At 69.8% G+C, this 18,014-nt stretch carries 11 protein-coding genes; 4 read left to right on the top strand and 7 right to left on the bottom strand.

The window, feature by feature from the left end; translation table 11 throughout:
• Positions 1-37: 37 nt before the first annotated feature.
• The 6 genes from QK444_RS05020 to QK444_RS04995 all read right to left on the bottom strand — a co-directional run bounded on the left by QK444_RS05020 (position 38) and on the right by QK444_RS04995 (position 6,403).
• Entirely contained in the window at positions 38-904 is an 867-nt protein-coding gene (locus QK444_RS05020) for a chromosome condensation regulator (RefSeq protein WP_282777513.1), read from the bottom strand.
• A gap of 100 nt (positions 905-1,004) precedes the next feature.
• Positions 1,005-2,300 carry a DUF58 domain-containing protein gene (locus tag QK444_RS05015; RefSeq protein ID WP_282777512.1) on the bottom strand — a complete coding sequence of 432 codons (1,296 nt, stop codon included), beginning with the start codon at positions 2,298-2,300 and terminating at the stop codon, positions 1,005-1,007.
• 3 nt (positions 2,301-2,303) lie between these two features.
• Positions 2,304-3,308, bottom strand: coding sequence for a MoxR family ATPase (locus QK444_RS05010; protein WP_282777511.1), 1,005 nt, complete (start codon positions 3,306-3,308; stop codon positions 2,304-2,306).
• Positions 3,284-4,315, bottom strand: coding sequence for a DUF4129 domain-containing protein (locus QK444_RS05005; protein ID WP_282777510.1), 1,032 nt, complete (start codon positions 4,313-4,315; stop codon positions 3,284-3,286). The genes QK444_RS05010 and QK444_RS05005 overlap by 25 nt, the downstream gene beginning before the upstream one ends.
• Before the next feature lie 335 nt (positions 4,316-4,650).
• Positions 4,651-5,541 carry a hypothetical protein gene (locus tag QK444_RS05000; protein WP_282777508.1) on the bottom strand — a complete coding sequence of 297 codons (891 nt, stop codon included), beginning with the start codon at positions 5,539-5,541 and terminating at the stop codon, positions 4,651-4,653.
• A 313-nt stretch (positions 5,542-5,854) separates the two neighbouring features.
• Positions 5,855-6,403 carry a TetR/AcrR family transcriptional regulator gene (locus QK444_RS04995; RefSeq protein ID WP_282777506.1) on the bottom strand — a complete coding sequence of 183 codons (549 nt, stop codon included), beginning with the start codon at positions 6,401-6,403 and terminating at the stop codon, positions 5,855-5,857.
• Between the two features lie 73 nt (positions 6,404-6,476).
• Between QK444_RS04995 and QK444_RS04990 the strand changes: the two genes are divergently transcribed.
• Positions 6,477-8,096: an MFS transporter gene (locus tag QK444_RS04990; RefSeq protein WP_282777504.1), complete on the top strand. Its 1,620-nt coding sequence runs from the start codon at positions 6,477-6,479 to the stop codon at positions 8,094-8,096.
• Positions 8,097-8,332: 236 nt separating this feature from the next.
• Positions 8,333-8,647 carry an excalibur calcium-binding domain-containing protein gene (locus QK444_RS04985; protein ID WP_255221936.1) on the top strand — a complete coding sequence of 105 codons (315 nt, stop codon included), beginning with the start codon at positions 8,333-8,335 and terminating at the stop codon, positions 8,645-8,647.
• A 172-nt stretch (positions 8,648-8,819) separates the two neighbouring features.
• Here QK444_RS04985 and QK444_RS04980 read toward each other — a convergent pair whose 3' ends face one another.
• Positions 8,820-10,772, bottom strand: a complete 1,953-nt coding sequence (locus tag QK444_RS04980) for a DUF4407 domain-containing protein (protein ID WP_282777502.1) — start codon at positions 10,770-10,772, stop codon at positions 8,820-8,822.
• An 886-nt stretch (positions 10,773-11,658) separates the two neighbouring features.
• On the opposite strand from QK444_RS04980, the gene gltB reads away from it, so the two are divergent.
• Together gltB and QK444_RS04970 are read left to right on the top strand one after the other, a co-directional pair.
• On the top strand, positions 11,659-16,329 hold the full coding sequence (gene gltB, locus QK444_RS04975; RefSeq protein ID WP_282777500.1) for a glutamate synthase large subunit: 4,671 nt from the start codon (positions 11,659-11,661) through the stop codon (positions 16,327-16,329).
• Between the two features lie 149 nt (positions 16,330-16,478).
• Positions 16,479-17,948, top strand: coding sequence for a glutamate synthase subunit beta (locus QK444_RS04970; protein WP_282777499.1), 1,470 nt, complete (start codon positions 16,479-16,481; stop codon positions 17,946-17,948).
• Positions 17,949-18,014 lie beyond the last annotated feature (66 nt).

Raw genomic sequence — 18,014 nt, 5'->3', positions numbered from 1 at the left:
ACACCCGACAGCGGGCGGCAACCTCGCCGACCGACCATCAGATCCGGAGTCGCCACTCCGACGTATCGCATTGACCGCTGTCATTGTCGCCGACCGCGAGGACGGTTCCGTCGCCGCGCAGTCCGAGGGTGTGGGTGGACCCGGCGGCGACCGCTACGACATCGCGCCAGGACTCCACATCGCATTGCCCGTGGCTGTTGTCTCCGGCGGCGTAGACCCGGCCGTGTGTATCGACCGCGACGGTGTGATAGCTGCCCGCGGATACTCCGACCACGTCGTGCCAGCCGGATGCCTGCGTGACGCCATGCGACGCGGCCCCCGCCGCGAGCACCCGCCCGTCCGCAGTGACGGCCACGGTGTGCAGATAGCCCGCCGCGATGGCACGCACGTCGCGCCAGTCGGCGACCTCGCACTGCCGCCGTCGGTTGTTACCCACCGCCGTGACCGTGCCGTCCGCGCGCAGGCCGACCGAATGCCAATCCCCGGCGGCCACGGCGACGATCTCGCGCCAGGCGTCGACGTCGCACGCCCCCTCCGTTCCCCTTCCCGCCGCCCGGACCGTGCCGTCCGCGAGAACCGCCAGGGTGCGTCGCCAACCGGCGGCGATGCCGACCACACCGGTCCAGGCGTCGACGTCGCACTGGCCGTCCCCGTTCCAGCCGACCGCGACCACGGTGCCGTCAGCGCGCAGCCCCACCGTGTGCGAGCGGCCCGTGTTCGAGAAGGTGTGCACGTTTCCGGCGGCCACGGCCACGATGTCGCGCCAGGTATCGGTGCGGCACTCCGGTGCCCGGGGCCGTCCCGCCGTCGAACCCGATCCATCCGTGCGGACACCGACCGAATGACGACGTCCTGCGGCGATCACCGCTCGACCGCGTGACGCAGCTGCTGCGCTCCTCGACATACCTTGTCATTGTAACGGTGAAGAGACGGTGGAAGGTTGGCCTCGAATTGAGCGCAATCTTGCGAACAAACCCTCAAAAGCCGTAACAAATTGGTCGAGTTCAGAGCGCGCCCGTCTGCTTGAGCTCCAGATACTCGTTCGCCAGCGCCTCCGGCAGTTGCTCCGGCGGTGCGGCGATAACGCGGACGCCCATGCGCTGCAAGTTCTCCCGGGTCAGGGTGTGCTCTATGACCAGGCTTTCCGCCGCGGCGGCCGTATACAGGTCGTCGACGGTGGCGCGGCGGGTGGCGGCGGCCGCGACCTCCGGATCGGTGACCGCCACGATCAGCACCCGGTGGCGGCGGGTGAGCACCGGCAGCACGGGCAGCAGCCGCTCCTGCACCACGGCGGCGTCCAGGTGGGTGAACCACACCACCAGGCTGCGGCGGCGGGCGCGTTGCAGGGTGGCGTTCAGCAGGGCCTGGTAGTCGGTGTCCACCAGGCGCGGTGCGACCGCGGCCAGGGCGTGCATGAGCTTGAACTGCAAGCGCTTTCCGCCGACCCCGCGCACCTCGGTGCGCAACTCCCGGTCGAAGGCCAGCAGATCCACCGAATCGCCGCCCGCCGCGGCGAGCCCGGCCAGCAGCAGCGCCGCCTCCACCATGGCGTCCAGGCGGGTGCCATCGCCGACGCGGCCCGCGCTGATCCGGCCGGTGTCGAGCAGCATCACCACGTGCCGGTTGCGTTCCGGCCGCCAGGTGCGCACCAGCACGTCGTCGGCGCGGGCGGTGGCGCGCCAGTCGATGGTGCGCACGTCGTCGCCGACCACATACTCACGGAAGGAGTCGAATTCGGTGCCCTGCCCGCGAATGGTGGCGGTATTGCGCCCCTCCATCTGCTGCAAGCGCCGAATCTTCGCGCCCAGCAGTCGTTCCGACCGGAACGGCGGCAGCGCACGCAGCCGGGCGGGTACCGTCCGGCGGGTCTGGCGTCCCGCCATGCCGAGCGGGCCGAGCAGCCGGATCGTCACCGGTCCCGCGATGCGGTCACCGCGATAGTCCGGGGTGAGTTCGGTGTGGAACCGCACCCGGGTATTGGCGGGCAGACGCAGTTCGTGCGTGCGGTGCTCGGCGTGCGCGCTGTCGGGCCAGTCATCCCACACGATGCCGCGCAGCGTGCGCGAACCCTTGTTCAGCACAACCAGTTCCACCTCGGCCGCGTGTCCGGTGCGCACCGTGGTGACCGGTTCCCGGGACAGCTCGAGGTCGTCGGCGGAGCCGAGCAGCGCCAGGTCGGCGATCACCAGCACCGCCAAAGCCGCCGTCGCCACCAGCACGCCGAGCCAGGACGGCAGCACCAGGGTGACGAACAGCGCCGCGGCCGCCGCGGCGAGGGCCAACCGGCCGGTCACGACCATCGGTTACACCGGAACGGGAACGGACATGAGCAGTGAGGTCAGCACACCCTCGGCCGTCACACCCGCCACCTCATGCTCGGGCCGCAACTGCATCCGGTGCCGGAGCACCGGCAGCGCAATGGCTTTCACGTCGTCGGGGGTCACGTAGCCGCGGCCGTTGAGCCAGGCGAAGGCGCGCGCCGCCGCCATCAGCGCGGTCGCGCCGCGCGTGGACGCACCGTGCGCGACGGCGGGGGAGGTGCGGGTGGCCCGGCACAGGTCCACGATGTAGGCCAGCACCTCCGGGCTCAGCGCGACCTGTGCGATCGCCCGGCGGGCGGCCTCGATATGGGCCGGACCGGCCACCGGCCGCAGCCCCGCGCCCGCCAGATCGCGCGGATCGAATCCGGCGGCATGCCGTTGCAGAATCCGGAACTCGTCGTCGCGGCCGGGCAACTGCACGTCGACCTTGAACAGGAACCGGTCCAGCTGCGCCTCCGGCAGCGGGTAGGTGCCCTCCTGCTCGATGGGGTTCTGGGTGGCGATCACCACGAACGGCTCCGGCAGCGGCTGCGGTACACCGTCCACCGAAACCTGGCGCTCCTCCATGGATTCCAGCAGCGCGGACTGCGTTTTCGGTGGGGTGCGGTTGATTTCGTCGGCGAGCAGCAGATTGGTGAACACCGGACCGCGCCGGAAGGTGAACTCGCCCGAATGCGGATCGTAGATCTGCGAGCCGGTGACATCGCCGGGCATCAGGTCCGGCGTGAACTGGACGCGCGCGTGCTCCAGCTCCAGCGCGGTGGCCAGCGAGCGCACCAGCAGTGTCTTCGCCACGCCCGGAACACCTTCGAGCAGTACGTGGCCCCGGCACAGCAGCGCCAGCACCAGGTACATGACGGCATTGTCATTGCCGACGACGGCCTTGCCGATCTCGGCGCGCAGGGCCAACAGGGCCTGCTGCGCGTCCTCGGCGGTGGGGGTGTGGGTGGTGTCCACTGTGGTCACAGGACCTCCGCTTCGATCCATTCGAGTTGGGCGGCGACGAGTTCGAGAGTGCCCCGGTCCGGGACCGGGTCGTACAGGGCGGCGGCGACGAGCGCCGGTTCGGCTCCGCTGCGGGTGCACACCGCGGCCAGCACCCGGTCGGGCGGGCTGTCGGCGGTGAGGCCGAGCACGGGCCGCAGCCGCCGCAGTGACGCCGAGCGCAGCCGGGCGGCCACATGCTCGAAGTCGCGGGAACGGCGGTACAGCCCGGCCTGCCCGGCGAGCAGCTCGTGGGCGGGCACTTGCACCGGCAGCGGATCGGGCACCACGCTGCCGCGGCGGCGGGCCCGCCACCACAGCACGATCACCCAGGCGATGACCCATTGCAGGCCGCCGAAGGCGACCCAGCCGGGGAGCCGTTCGAACAGCGAGTCCGAACCCTCCCCGAACTCCGGGCCCTCGATATCGGGGGGCTCCGGCGGCGGTCCATCCGGTGCGGTCGGCCGGGGTACCGAGGGCGCGCTGAGCGCGTTCACCAGCGCGAAGACCAGCAGCGCCACCGCGAGCACACCGAGGATGACCGCCCAGAACCGCCAGTCGCGCAACAGTTCCGGAGTGTCCATGCGTTGCCGGGAGCGCGCCGCCTTCTTGCGCGGCTTGCGGCGGCGTTCGCTGACCTCGGCCGGTTCCGTGCCGGGCGGCGGGGCCGTGGAGTAGCGGTCGGCCTGCTCCAAGCGGCGGTATTCGAATTCGGTGGCGGGCCGGCCGCCGTACACGATCTCGTCGAAACTGCGTGCGGCCGCGGGCAGCTCGGTGGGATCGGCGAGATCGCCCCGCTCGCCGAGCGCCGTGGTGGCGGCATGCGCGGTCTCGTCGGCGGTGCGGGCGCGGCTGACCTCGAGCACCCCGTGCTGCTCCAGCCCGCGCGTCACCGCCCGGAACCGCTCCCGCTGCGCGGTGGCGAAATCCCGCTGCCGCGCGGCGGTTTCGGCGGCGGCCAAATGCACGTCCGCCGCGCTCAATGCCGGTATGGGTGGGGCGCTGGGCATCTCGGCCGGATGCCACGAGCTTGTGCTGCCAGCCCGGGCTGGTGCCCCCGTACCGGTGCCTCGCGGTGGTTCTTCGCTGCGACCACCGCCGGGCGATGGCGTGCCGGTGTTGTGACCGTATGGCGGTGTGGCCGCCTCGTAGCCGACTGGTGGTGTGCTCACCAGGCTTCCGGATCGTTGCGGGTCCGCGTTGTCACCGGGCGGTCGCGCTCCCGTGTTGCCGCTGGTCGGCTGAGTCCCGCCGTCGTCGGGAGGGAGCCCTGCGCTTGTCTCACCGGGCGGACTCGCGGGTGGCCCCGGACTGCCCGCGTCGTCGTGCTCTCCCCCCGAGCCGGTCATGACGGTGCTCCATTTCCGGTGGGAACCGCGTGCCGGGGGATGCGGATGTCCCAACCCTCGCGGCGGCAGCGGCGGTCCACGTATACGACTGTCTGCGTGGCGGATTCGATGGTGTCGGCGAAGGCCGTCCAGAGCATCACCACGCTGATGAGCAGGGCGATCACCGCGGGTCGGTGAGTGCCGGTGAATTCGGCGACGAGGTCCAGGGCCAGCAGCATCGGCAGCAGCAGCACCGGGAGCAGGGTGCGCAGCGCCATCCACACGCCGACCAGCTGCCATTCCGTGCCCTGCGCCAGGGTTTTCGCGCGCTGCGCGGCGAGCGTGGCGGTGGCGGATTCGCCGATGATCACCGGTGCGGTGGTGTACTGCCGTGCTCGCAGCCAACCCAGCCAGATCGCCGCGAACGGCAGTGTGATGACCAGCGGTGTGCCCAGCACCAGCACGCCGACCCCGATCAGCGTGTACTTGAGCTGGAACAGCGCCAGCGCGGGCAGGTGCGACAGCAGTCGGTTCAGCGCGCCCCGCCAGCCCAGCGGCTGCCGGTGCACCACGGCGACCGCGACGGCGGTGGTCACCCCGCGCACATAGAGCCGCAGGAGCCAGACGCACACCAGGGTGATGAGCACCGCGCCGACGGCGACGGCGGCATCGGAGTCACCGGCCAGCGCGATCACCACGAAGGTGCAGCCGATCGCGATCGCCGCGCTGACCGCCGCCCCGGCCCCAGACAGGGCCGCCAGCAGCTTGATCCGGCTTTGCACCAGCGCGAACGGCAGATCCATCAGCTCCCGGAACCGCAGCGGGCGGATCGGCACCGGTGCGGGTTCGGGCTGGGGTTCCGTCGCCGATCCGGTCGTCGGACCGGCGTGGTCGGCGGCTGGCAACACGGGCCGAGTCTATCGGTCCGGCGGCTTTCGGTCGCGACTCGACGCTTTCGGCGGGTGGCGGGCGATTCTCGGTAGGAACTCAGCCGTCGTCTACACGGCGGCGGCAATCGTCATCGTGCCTTCGGCCACGGCCGACCCGGCGGACACTGCCGCCTCCGGTCCGGTGGCACCTTCGGTGCGAACGACGCATGCCGGTGCGATGCTCTGCCAGCATGCGCGGTCGCCTCTCGATGGAGCGTGTGCGGTGCGGCCGTGTCGCTGACTTCCGTGCTCGGTCCGCCGTTCCAGGCGCGCGGGGCCGCGCGACCCACGCCTACGCGTCGAGCAGGCGGGCGACGACTCGGCGATACAGTTCCGGGTCGGTCGGCGGCAGGCCGAGCAGGGCACGCAGGTAGACGCCGTCACCGACCAGGCTGACGATCTCCGCGTGCACCGGATCGTGGATCTCGTTGTCCAGACCGGTCTTCCAGGTGGTCATCACCTCGGTGAGGGCGCGGTCGACCTCGTCCACCCCGGTGTCGTGCGGGCCGTCGACGGTGCGCATGGCGGCCAGCATGGAACGGTACAGGGCCAGTTCGAGGGCGTCGGACTCGTTGTCCGGATGCGGGCTCTGCAGATACCACTCGGCCACCGACCGGCCCTGCGCCACCGCGGAATCGAGTTGCTCGTGGGCGCGGTCGCCGAGGCGGCGGACCAGTCCGGCCAGCAGGGCGTCCTTGGATTTGAAGTGGTAGAGCAGGCCGCCCTTGGAGACGCCGGCCGTGGCGGCCACGTTCTCCAGGGTGACCTGGGACATGCCCTTGTCGAGCAGCAGGGTTTCGAGGGCGTCGAGGATGCGGTCGCGCGTCGATGTCACGGCCATCACTGTACCGTCCGGACGGTTGATCTGTTACTGTACCGTCTGGACGGTTCGAACTCGGAAAGCAGCGAAGGATATGACCACCCACCGCAACGCCCGGTCCGCACCCGGAACCGCGGCGCTCCCCGACAGTGCGGCCGACCGCCGCGCCGTCGACACACCCCTCCCGGCCGGTCGACCCCCACGGGCGACCGCCCGCACCTGGGCCGGACTGAGCGTGCTCGCCCTCGCCCTGCTGCTGGTCTCGGTCGACGCCACCGTGCTCGACCTCGCGATCCCCGCCATCAGCGGCGACCTCGCCCCGACCACTCCGCAGCTGCTGTGGATCATCGACGTCTACTCGTTCGTGCTGGCCGGACTGCTGATCACCATGGGCACCCTCGGCGACCGCATCGGCCGCCGGAAACTGCTGCTCATCGGCGCGGTCGGCTTCGCGCTGGCCTCGGCGCTGGCCGCCTGGTCGATCAGCCCCGAGATGCTCATCGCCGCCCGCGTGCTGCAGGGCGTCGCGGGTGCGACCCTCATGCCCGCCACCCTCGGCCTGATTCGCGGCATGTTCGCCGACCCACGGCAGCGCACCGTCGCCATCGCGGTCTGGGGCGCGATGGCGGGCAGCGGCGCGGCCGTCGGCCCGCTGCTGGGCGGCTGGCTGCTCGAGCACTACTGGTGGGGTTCGGTGTTCCTGGTGAACCTGCCGGTCATGGCGTTGCTCGTGGCGCTGGCCCCGGTGCTGGTGCCGGAATCGCGGGACCCGAATCCGGGCCGTTTCGACCTGGTCAGCGCCGGACTGTCGATGCTGGCGCTGATCCCGATCGTGTTCGCGGTCAAGAAGATCGCGGCGCACGGCGTCAGCTCGGCGGCAGTGGTCGCGGCGCTGGTCGGCGTGCTCGCCGGCGCGGCGTTCCTGCGCCGTCAGCGCCGTCTTGCCGCGCCGCTCATCGACCTGGAGCTGTTCGCGCTGCCGCCCTTCCGCGCGGCGGTGCTGACCAATCTGCTGTCGGTGTTCGCGCTGGCCGGTGTGCTGTTCTTCGGGTCGCAGTACCTGCAGTTGGTGCTGGGCAAGGCCCCGCTGCAAGCGGGTCTGCTGCTGATTCCCGGCACCATCGGCAGTTTGACGGGCTCACTGGGCGCGGCCTGGCTGGTGCGCCGTTGGCGTCCGGTATCCGTACTGGTGTCCGCGCTGCTGGTGGCGGCCGTGGGTGCGCTGCTGTTCTGGCTGTTGCGTGCCGATGCGGCGGCCCCGGTGTGGCCGTTCGTGCTCGGCTTCCTGCTGATCGGTCTGGGAGCCGGTGTGGCGCTGACGGTTTCGGCCGACATGATCGTCAGCTCGGCACCCGCCGAGCGGGCGGGCAACGCGGCCGCGATCTCCGAGACGGCCTTGGAGGGCGGTATCGCCCTGGGCGTCGCCATCCTCGGCAGCGTGGTGATGTCGGCCTTCCGCCATGGCCTGGATCTGTCCACGGTCCCGCCCGCCCGGGTGGACGCGGCCCGCGAATCCCTCGGCGGCGCTGTCGAAACCGCCAGCCACCTCCCCGCCTCGGCGGCGGCCACCCTGGTCGACTCGGCCCACTCGGCCTTCGTCACGGGCATGCACCTCGCGGCCACCGGCACCACGGCGATCCTGCTGCTGGCGGCGGTCATCGTCTACCGGGCAGCCGGAGTCTCCGACCGTCGCAACAGGGTCTTCCGGGCCTGATCTTTGGCACGGAATGTCGGCGGTTGTGTCAGAACCGTCGGCTTCCGGCGGGCTAGCGTTTTCTCGCGGTTCGCTTTGGTCGGGGGCGCGCTGCCCGAGGGCGTGGGCACTCCACGCTCCCCGGCACGTTTTGGACGCAGGGGACACGGTTTCACCTGCGCGTATCAGTCAGGAATTTCAGCGTGAACATCTCGATTACCCGGTGGCGCGGACGCACGGGCGCGGTTGCGGCCGGACTGCTCACCACCGCAGCACTCACCCTCGGCGCACCGATCGCGTCGGCCGATCCGATCACCGATCTGCTCTGCAATGCCGGATCGTCCCAGTTCTGTCCCGCTCCCCAGGCTCCCGCCCCTGCTCCGCAGGCCCCCGCGCCCGCCCCGCAGGCCCAGCCGGAGCAGCCCGCTCCGGAGCCGCAGGCACCGTCGACCTACTACCGGAACTGCGACGAGGTCCGCCGCGCGGGCCAGGCCCCACTGCATCGGGGCGACCCGGGCTACGCGCCGCATCTCGACCGCGACAATGACGGAATCGCCTGCGAGCGAGCCTGATCCACATCGCCTGCTCGGGGACCGGTAGACCCCGGCCCCGGCTGCCGATGGTGTCCCCACCACACCGTTCCCACACGCACGCGACTGTCGGAGCAACCTGGGTCGTGCCGCGCCGACGTGGGATTACCGCCCGCTCCGGGCGGGTCCGGCCGCGGCGGACCGCCGCTGCGATCTACTCGTTCTTGCCGGGCGGCAGTTCGCGCGGCCCGCGGTATTCGAGGGCCGGGTGCTGCCGAGCGCTCAGCTCGGTCTGCTGGGGTGCGGGCGGAAGACCGTAGCCGTGGGCGGCCTGCCCGCCCGGCAGGGCGGAGTAGCCGGGGGCGTAGCCCGGGTGCTGGGCGTACGGCTGGTCGACCACGGTCGAGGCGACGTGGTGGGCGTACTGCTGCTGGGCTCCCGGGGGGAGTTGGTAGCCAGGCTGCTGGAACTGGTAGCCGGGCGGCTGCGGCTGGGCGGAGTCCTCGGAGTCGACGGTCACCTTGCGGGTGCGGCGCAGGGTGAAGGTGATCTCCTCGGCTTCCTCGAACGCCTGGCGGACGGTGCGCAGCGGATGGGTCGCGGTGTCGATGGCATTGGCGACGAAGGAGGGCACCAGCGGGCGGATCCAGCGCGCGGCCGTATCGGTGAAGGGCACCGTGCCGATAATCGGAAGCTCCAGGCCGCCACCGGGTTTCGCCTGCTCCGGGCGCGGCGCGGCACCGGCCGGGGCGAGTGCGCCGCCCGCGGCGGCCGGGGCCACGGCTCCCGGCGCGATCTGGGCGGGCAGGTTCGACGGTGTCACGATCCCCTCCTGAGACACGGAGCTGTCCTTTCGGTCTCCGGCCGCGGCGGCCGGTAGTTCGTGCGCCGGCGCGTCGTCCAGCGCGGCGCGGTCGAATTCGTTCACCGCGCGGCGGCCGGATTCGGTGATGCCGATCTCCAGCCCGCCGATGGCGGCGATGATGCGTTTGCGCTGCTGTTCCCGGTTGATGGCGGTGTCGGCGTGCGCGGTGAGTCTGGCGGCGGTGATCGCCTGTTCGGCGTGCAGCTTCTCGATCTCGACCCGGGTCCGCGCGCGCCCCACCGCGATGGCGGTCTCGGCCTCCTGCGCGGCGCGGTCGGTGTCGGCGCGGAAGGCGACCCGCCGGTCGAACGAGGTCTCCCCGCGCCACCACCGCAGCAGCAGCGGTAGCAGGGCCAGCAGCACCATGAGCACGATGGTGGCGAGGCGCAGCGTCAGCGCGCCGCCGTGCGCCGTGGTGTGGTCGTTCATGGCGACCCAGCGCGCGCCCAGTCCGCGGTCGCCGTCGGTGTAGGCGGCGTCCCGCGCGGCGGCGAGGGCCTGCTCCTTGTCGGAGACCCGGGCGTCGAGTCCGCCGATTCGCTCCTCGGCGGTGGTGAGCCGAGCGCGCGCGTCGTCGAGCATCTCGTTGGCGGTGCGCTCCTCGGGACCGCGTCCCGGTACTCCGGTGATGCGGTTGCTCGGGCAGTCCGGGCCGGGGTTGTACTCGCAGCGCGCGATCACCAGCGCGGCGTCGATATCGGTTTTGGCCTGGGCGATCTGCTGGTCGAGCGCGGTGCGGTCGGTGCGCGCGCGATCGAGTTCGTCGCGGGCGGTGACCACGGTCGCGACGGATTCGGTTTCGGTCCGTGCCCGGTCGTCCAGCAGCCGGTCCACGGTGCCGCCGAACAGTACGGTGCTCGCCAGTTCGGCCACCATCACGCCCGCCAGCACCGCCACGGCGACACGCCCGGCGAATTCGGCTCGGCTACGGCGTGTTTCACCCCGTGCGGGTGCCGGAACCGTCGCCATCACCCGCCCGACGGCTCCGGCCAACAGGGTGGCGAACAGCGCGATGAGGACGATGCCGACGATCGGCCAGCCGGCTGCCCCGGTAGCCAGGGCGGTGACCGCACCGGCGACACCCGCGAACAGCGCCACCACCGCGCCGGTGAGCGTGTAACCGGACAGTTCGTGCCGGTCGGTCAGGTGGCTGTCGCCGCCGCCCAGCCAGGTCAGCAGCGTGCGGACCCCGGCGGCGGGATCGGACGGCCCGGGTGAGCGCTGCGCGGGCGGTGTGGAGGATGGTGCGCTGCCGCCCGCATCGGCGGGAATGTGCGGCTCAGGGACGTGTGGGGCGGTCATGGGATCTCACATCCTCTAAGTCCCAGGGTGTTTCGGCCGTGCGAAACTATCGCTTATTCGTTATCTCAGCGTGACAGGCCGAGCCTGGTTCCACCGAGTGGGCCGCGAGGGATGTGTTCAGGCTCACATCGGCGAGTTTCCGGCGCGTTTCGTGCGCTTGATCACCCCGAACCGCCCCGGCAAATGTGAGCTACCGCATATTCAACGTTAGCCAGTCGTGTGCTGAGCTGGGTGAACGGTAAACGATTCCGTACGGTCGGAACATTGCCGTGACCTGTCTCCCAGGCGCTCCGGACGGGGTGGTGAGGTGTCCGGAAAGTTAGCCACCTTACGTCCGGTTTATCCGAAGTGATTGCGGGGAAATCTGTTTCGATGCAGGTGAGAGGGCATACCGGCGTGTGAGCGGGGCGATCCTCCGCTCGGGCCGGTCACCTGGACAACAGTGGCGAACTCGACTGAAACGATGCCGCTCGGCTGCTTTACACTAGAGAACGCGCAGGTAGTGGAGGATCGATGGAGAAGCCCAGCTAGACACTGTTATTAGTGCAACCTAAGTTGGTTGGGCTCAAGTCCTGACTTATCGTTTGCTCTTACGTCGAACGCGACAAGTTCGGCATATCGCCCCAACAGCCGGGACCAGATCGGTGCCCAGACTAAAGGGCGAAAACGGCGCGGCAGGTAGCCAACACGTAAGCGTTGGGTTACCGCCGAGCACCCGACTAGGAATTCGAAGCGGGTGGACAACTAGAGAGTTGACTGCACGGTATGACCATCAGCGCCGCTGGTCAGGAAGCCGACTGTGACTGCAACGTCCGGGCGCAGTCTGACGGAGGCGTTCGACGAAGGCCGCATTCTTCGAAGGCCTGTTTTTTGTGAAGGCAGAGGCATGACGCAACTTCCTGGCCACAGGTCCCCCACCGGCGGTGCCGGTTACGGGCACGGACCCCGCGGGCTCTATGACCCGGCGAACGAACACGACGCCTGTGGTGTCGCATTCGTCGTCGACATGCACGGCCGTCGCAGCCGCGACATTGTCGACAAGGCAATCACGGCACTGCTGAACCTGGAGCACCGAGGCGCAGCCGGCGCGGAGCCGAACTCCGGCGACGGCGCGGGCATCCTGATCCAGCTCCCGGATCGCTTCTTCCGGGCGATCGTCGACTTCGAGCTGCCCGCCGAGGGCTCGTACGCCACCGGCATCGCCTTCCTCCCACAGGCCCGCCGCGAAGCCGCGCGCGCCGCCTACCGGGTCGAGAAGATCGTCCGCGAGGAGGGCCTCGAGGTCCTCGGCTGGCGCGAGGTGCCGATCGACGAATCGTCGCTGGGCGCGCTGGCCCGCGACGCCATGCCGACCTTCCGGCAGATCTTCATCGCCTCGCCCAAGGGTGGCTCGGAGCAGCTCTCCGGCATGGACCTGGAGCGCCGCGCCTACGTCGTCCGCAAGCGCATCGAGCACGAGCTCGGCAAGGCAGGCGCCGGCGCGGGACCGGTCGGCAAGGAGTCGGTCTACTTCCCGAGCCTGTCCGGCCAGACCTTCGTCTACAAGGGCATGTTCACCACGCCGCAGCTGCGCGCGTTCTACCTGGACCTCCAGGACGACCGCGTCGAATCCGCACTCGGCATCGTGCACTCCCGCTTCTCCACCAACACCTTCCCCTCGTGGCCGCTGGCGCACCCCTTCCGCCGGGTCGCGCACAACGGTGAGATCAACACCGTCACCGGCAACGAGAACTGGATGCGCGCCCGCGAGGCGCTGCTGAACTCCGACGTCTTCGGCACCGACGCCGAGGGCAACAACCGCCTGGAGAAGATCTTCCCGGTCTGTACCCCGGGCGCGTCGGACACTGCGCGCTTCGACGAGGTGCTCGAACTGCTGCACCTGGGCGGCCGCAAGCTGCCGCACGCCGTGCTCATGATGATCCCGGAGGCGTGGGAGCGCCACGAGAACATGAGCCCCGCGCAGCGCGCGTTCTACCGCTACCACTCGTTCCTCATGGAGCCGTGGGACGGCCCGGCGTCGGTGTGCTTCTCCGACGGCACCGTCATCGGCGCGGTGCTGGACCGCAACGGTCTGCGCCCCTCGCGCATCTGGGTCACCGACGACGGTCTGGTCGTGATGGCCTCCGAGGTTGGCGTGCTCGACATCGACCCCGCCAAGGTGGTCAAGAAGGCGCGGCTGCAGCCGGGCCGCATGTTCCTGGTCGACACCTCGCAGGGCCGCATCATCGGCGACGAGGAGATCAAGGAGGAGCTGGCCGGCGAGCACCCGTACCAGGAATGGCTGGACGAGGGCCCGACCAAGCTCGGCGATCTGCCCGACCGCCCGCACGTGCACATGTCGCACGACCGCGTGCTCATTCGCCAGCAGATCTTCGGATACACCAACGAAGAGCTGAACCTGCTGCTCGCTCCCATGGCGGAGAAGGGCATGGAGGCGCTCGGCTCCATGGGCACCGACACCCCGATCGCGGTGCTGTCCAACCGGTCGCGGCTGCTGTTCGACTACTTCGCGCAGCTGTTCGCACAGGTCACCAACCCGCCGCTGGACGCCATCCGCGAAGAGGTCGTGACCTCGCTGCGCACCCTGATCGGACCCGAGTCCGATCTGCTGCACCCGGGCCCGGAGTCCTGCCGTCAGATCACCCTGACCCAGCCGATCCTGGACAACGACGAGCTGGCCAAGCTGGTTCACATCAACGACGACGGCTCCCGTCCGGGGCTGCGCTCGGTGGTCGTGCACGGCCTGTACCCGGTCAAGAAGGGCGGCAAGGGGCTGCGCAAGGCCATCGAGGCCGTGCAGCGCCAGGTCTCGACGGCCATCGACGGCGGCGCGCGCATCATCGTGCTGTCCGACCGCGAGTCCAATGAGAAGCTCGCCCCGATCCCGTCGCTGCTGCTGACCGCCGCCGTGCACCACCACCTGGTGCGCGAGCGCACCCGCACCAAGGTCGGCCTGGTCGTGGAGGCCGGTGACGCCCGCGAGGTGCACCACATGGCCATGCTGATCGGCTTCGGCGCGGCGGCCATCAACCCGTACATGGCCTTCGAGTCCATCGAGGACATGCTGGAGCGCGGCGCGCTGTCGCTGGGCACCGGTTCGGTCGAGTCCGATTTCAAGAAGGCCGTCGCCAACTACAACAAGGCGGCGGGCAAGGGCGTGCTGAAGGTGATGTCCAAGATGGGCATCTCCACCGTCGCCTCCTACCGCGGCGCGCAGCTGTTCCAGGTGGTCGGCCTGTCGCAGGCGCTGTGCGACGAGTACTTCGTCGGCCTGAACTCGCCGCTGGACGGCATCGGCCTCGACGACATCGCCGACGAGGTCGCGGCCCGGCACCGGCTGGCGTTCCTGGAGAACCGCAACGAGCGCGCGCACCGCGAGCTCGAGGTCGGCGGTGAGTACCAGTGGCGGCGCGAGGGCGAATACCACCTGTTCAACCCGGACACGGTGTTCAAGCTGCAGCACGCCACCCGCTCGGGGCAGTACTCCATCTTCAAGGAGTACACCAAGATGGTGGACGACCAGACCGAGCGGCTGGCCTCGCTGCGCGGCCTGTTCAAGTTCAAGTCCAAGGGCCGCAACCCGATTCCGATCGACGAGGTCGAGCCCGCCAGCGAGATCGTGAAGCGGTTCTCGACCGGCGCGATGAGCTACGGCTCCATCTCCGCCGAGGCGCACGAGACTCTCGCCATCGCGATGAACCGGCTCGGCGGCCGCTCGAACTCCGGTGAGGGCGGCGAGCATCCGGCGCGCTTCGAGCCGGAGGAGAACGGCGACTGGCGGCGTTCCGCCATCAAGCAGGTGGCATCGGGCCGATTCGGCGTGACCGCGCACTACCTGACCAACTGCACCGATATCCAGATCAAGATGGCGCAGGGCGCGAAGCCCGGTGAGGGTGGCCAGCTGCCCGCGCACAAGGTGTACCCGTGGGTCGCCGAGGTCCGGCACTCCACTCCGGGCGTCGGCCTGATCTCGCCGCCGCCGCACCACGACATCTACTCGATCGAGGATCTGGCCCAGCTGATCCACGACCTGAAGAACGCGAACCCGCAGGCGCGGATTCACGTGAAACTTGTCGCGGAGCCGGGCGTCGGCACCGTCGCCGCGGGTGTGTCCAAGGCGCACGCCGACGTGGTGCTGATCTCCGGCCACGACGGCGGCACCGGTGCCTCGCCGCTGACCTCACTCAAGCACGCGGGCGGCCCGTGGGAGCTCGGCCTGGCCGAGACCCAGCAGACGCTGCTGCTCAACGGTCTGCGCGACCGCATCGTGGTGCAGGTCGACGGTCAGATGAAGACCGGCCGCGATGTCATGATCGCCGCGCTGCTGGGCGCCGAGGAGTACGGTTTCGCGACCGCTCCGCTGGTGGTCTCGGGCTGCATCATGATGCGCGTGTGTCATCTCGACACCTGCCCGGTCGGCGTCGCCACCCAGAACCCGATCCTGCGCGAGCGCTTCACCGGCAAGCCGGAATTCGTCGAGAACTTCTTCATGTTCATCGCCGAAGAGGTGCGCGAGCTGCTGGCGTCGCTGGGGCTGCGCACCCTGGACGAGGCCGTCGGCCGGGTCGACCTGCTCGACACCACCGCCGCCAAGTCGCACTGGAAGGCCAGCAAGCTGGACCTGTCGCCGATCCTGGACGACGTCGAGACGGCGTTCATGTACCAGGACCGCCGCCGGACCAAGGAGCAGGACCACGGCCTGGACAAGGCGCTGGACAACCAGCTCATCACCCAGGCGCGCGACGCGCTGGAGCGGGGCAAGCCGGTCAAGTTCGAAACCAAGATCACGAACGTGAACCGGACCGTCGGCACCATGCTCGGCCACGAGGTGACCAAGCTGTACGGCGGCGCGGGCCTGCCCGACGACACCATCGACATCACGTTCACCGGTTCCGCCGGCAACTCCTTCGGTGCGTTCGTCCCGGCCGGTATCACCCTGCGGGTGCTCGGTGACGCCAACGACTATGTGGGCAAGGGCCTCTCGGGTGGACGCATCGTCGTCCGGCCGTCGTCCGACGCGCCCGCCGAGTTCGTGGCGGAGCAGAACATCATCGCGGGCAACGTGATCCTGTTCGGCGCCACCAACGGCCACGCGTTCATCCGCGGTGTGGTCGGCGAGCGCTTCGCGGTCCGCAACTCGGGCGCCACCGCGGTGGTCGAGGGCGTGGGCGACCACGCCTGCGAGTACATGACGGGCGGCCGGGTGGTCATCCTCGGCGAGACCGGCCGCAACTTCGGTGCCGGTATGTCGGGCGGTGTCGCCTACGTCTACAACCCGAACGGCACCTTCGCGGGCAATGTCAACCCCGAGCAGGCCGATGCCATCGAGCCGCTCTCGGGTGAGGACTTCACCTGGCTGCACGACATCGTGGCCCGCCACCGCGACGAGACGGGTTCGGCCGTGGCCGAACGCATCCTGGGCGACTGGTCGCAGCAGGTGAACAACTTCGTCAAGGTCATGCCGCGCGAATACAAGAAGGTCCTGCTCGCCATCTCCGAGGCCGAGGCTTCGGGCCGGGATGTCGATGAGGCCATCATGGAGGCAGCTCGTGGCTGATCACATCGGTGCCGCGGGTGCGGTGAGGCGCTGCGATCATTCAAGGCGGCTCGTGGCTGATCAGTTCGCGGCCGACGTTACCGCGGTGCGACGCACCAGCCCTTGTTCGGTGCGCCGGATGGCGCGTTAGCTTTTGTCAGGAGTCGTAAATGGGTGACGCACAGGGCTTCCTGAAGCACACCAAACGGGAACTGCCGACTCGCCGTCCGGTGCCGCTGCGCCTCATGGACTGGAAAGAGGTCTACGAGGAGAACTTCTCCCACGAGACCCTCCAGCGCCAGGCCAGCCGCTGCATGGACTGCGGTATTCCCTTCTGCCACAACGGCTGCCCGCTGGGGAACCTGATTCCCGAGTGGAACGACCTGGTCTACAAGGGTGCGTGGAAGGAGTCGTTCGAGCGGCTGCACGCCACCAACAACTTCCCGGAGTTCACCGGCCGCCTGTGCCCGGCTCCGTGCGAGTCGTCCTGCGTGCTCGGTATCAACCAGGATCCGGTCACCATCAAGCAGGTCGAGGTCGAGATCATCGAGAACGGTTTCGACGAGGGCTGGGTCACCCCGGTGTACCCGACCCGTCTGACCGGCAAGAAGATCGCCGTGGTCGGTTCCGGCCCGGCCGGTCTGGCCGCCGCGCAGCAGCTGACCCGCGCGGGCCACACCGTGACCGTGTTCGAGCGCGACGACCGCATCGGCGGCCTGCTGCGCTACGGCATTCCGGAATTCAAGATGGAGAAGCGCTTCATCGACCGCCGCCTGGCGCAGATGGAGGCCGAGGGCACCGTCTTCAAGACCGGCGTGAACGTGGGCGTGGACATCACCGCCGAGCAGCTGCGCGAGCAGTTCGACGCGGTGGTGCTGGCCGGTGGCGCGACCATCGCGCGCGATCTGCCGATCCCGGGTCGCGATCTGGACGGCATCCACCAGGCCATGGAGTTCCTGCCGCTGGCCAACCGGGTGCAGCTGGGCGACCCCATCACCGACGACGAGGGCCTGCCGCCCATCAACGCCAAGGGCAAGAAGGTCGTCATCATCGGTGGCGGTGACACCGGCGCGGACTGCCTGGGCACCTCGCACCGGCAGGGTGCGGCCTCGGTGCACCAGTTCGAGATCATGCCGCGTCCGCCGGAGGAGCGCGCCGCGTCCACCCCGTGGCCGACCTACCCCCTCATGTACCGGGTCTCCTCGGCGCACGAGGAGGGCGGCGAGCGGGTGTTCTCGGTGAACACCGAGCGTTTCGTCGGCGCGGACGGCAAGGTCACCGGCCTGCAGGCGCACGAGGTGCAGATGGTGAACGGCCGCTTCGAGAAGGTCGAGGGCACCGACTTCACCCTCGAGGCCGATCTGGTGCTGCTGGCCATGGGCTTCGTCGGCCCGCAGAAGAACGGCCTGCTCGAGGATCTGGGCGTCGGCTACGACCAGCGCGGCAACGTCAAGCGCGACAACGCCTGGCAGACCACCGTCCCCGGCGTCTTCGTCGCGGGCGATATGGGTCGCGGCCAGTCCCTGATCGTGTGGGCCATCGCCGAGGGCCGTGCCGCCGCCGCCGCGGTGGACAAGTACCTCGAGGGCGATTCCGCCCTGCCGTCCCCCATCACCCCCACGATGGTCGCGCAGCGCTGACCCGCTGAATCGAATACATCATCGACGCCCCCCCGCGCCCGGCCCGGGGGGGGGGGGGGGGAGGTT

Source organism: Nocardia sp. CC201C (assembly GCF_030010695.1).
GTDB classification, from domain to species: domain Bacteria; phylum Actinomycetota; class Actinomycetes; order Mycobacteriales; family Mycobacteriaceae; genus Nocardia; species Nocardia otitidiscaviarum.
Note: the sequence above shows the minus strand (reverse complement) of the source record. Positions and strands in the feature narration are given on the sequence as shown.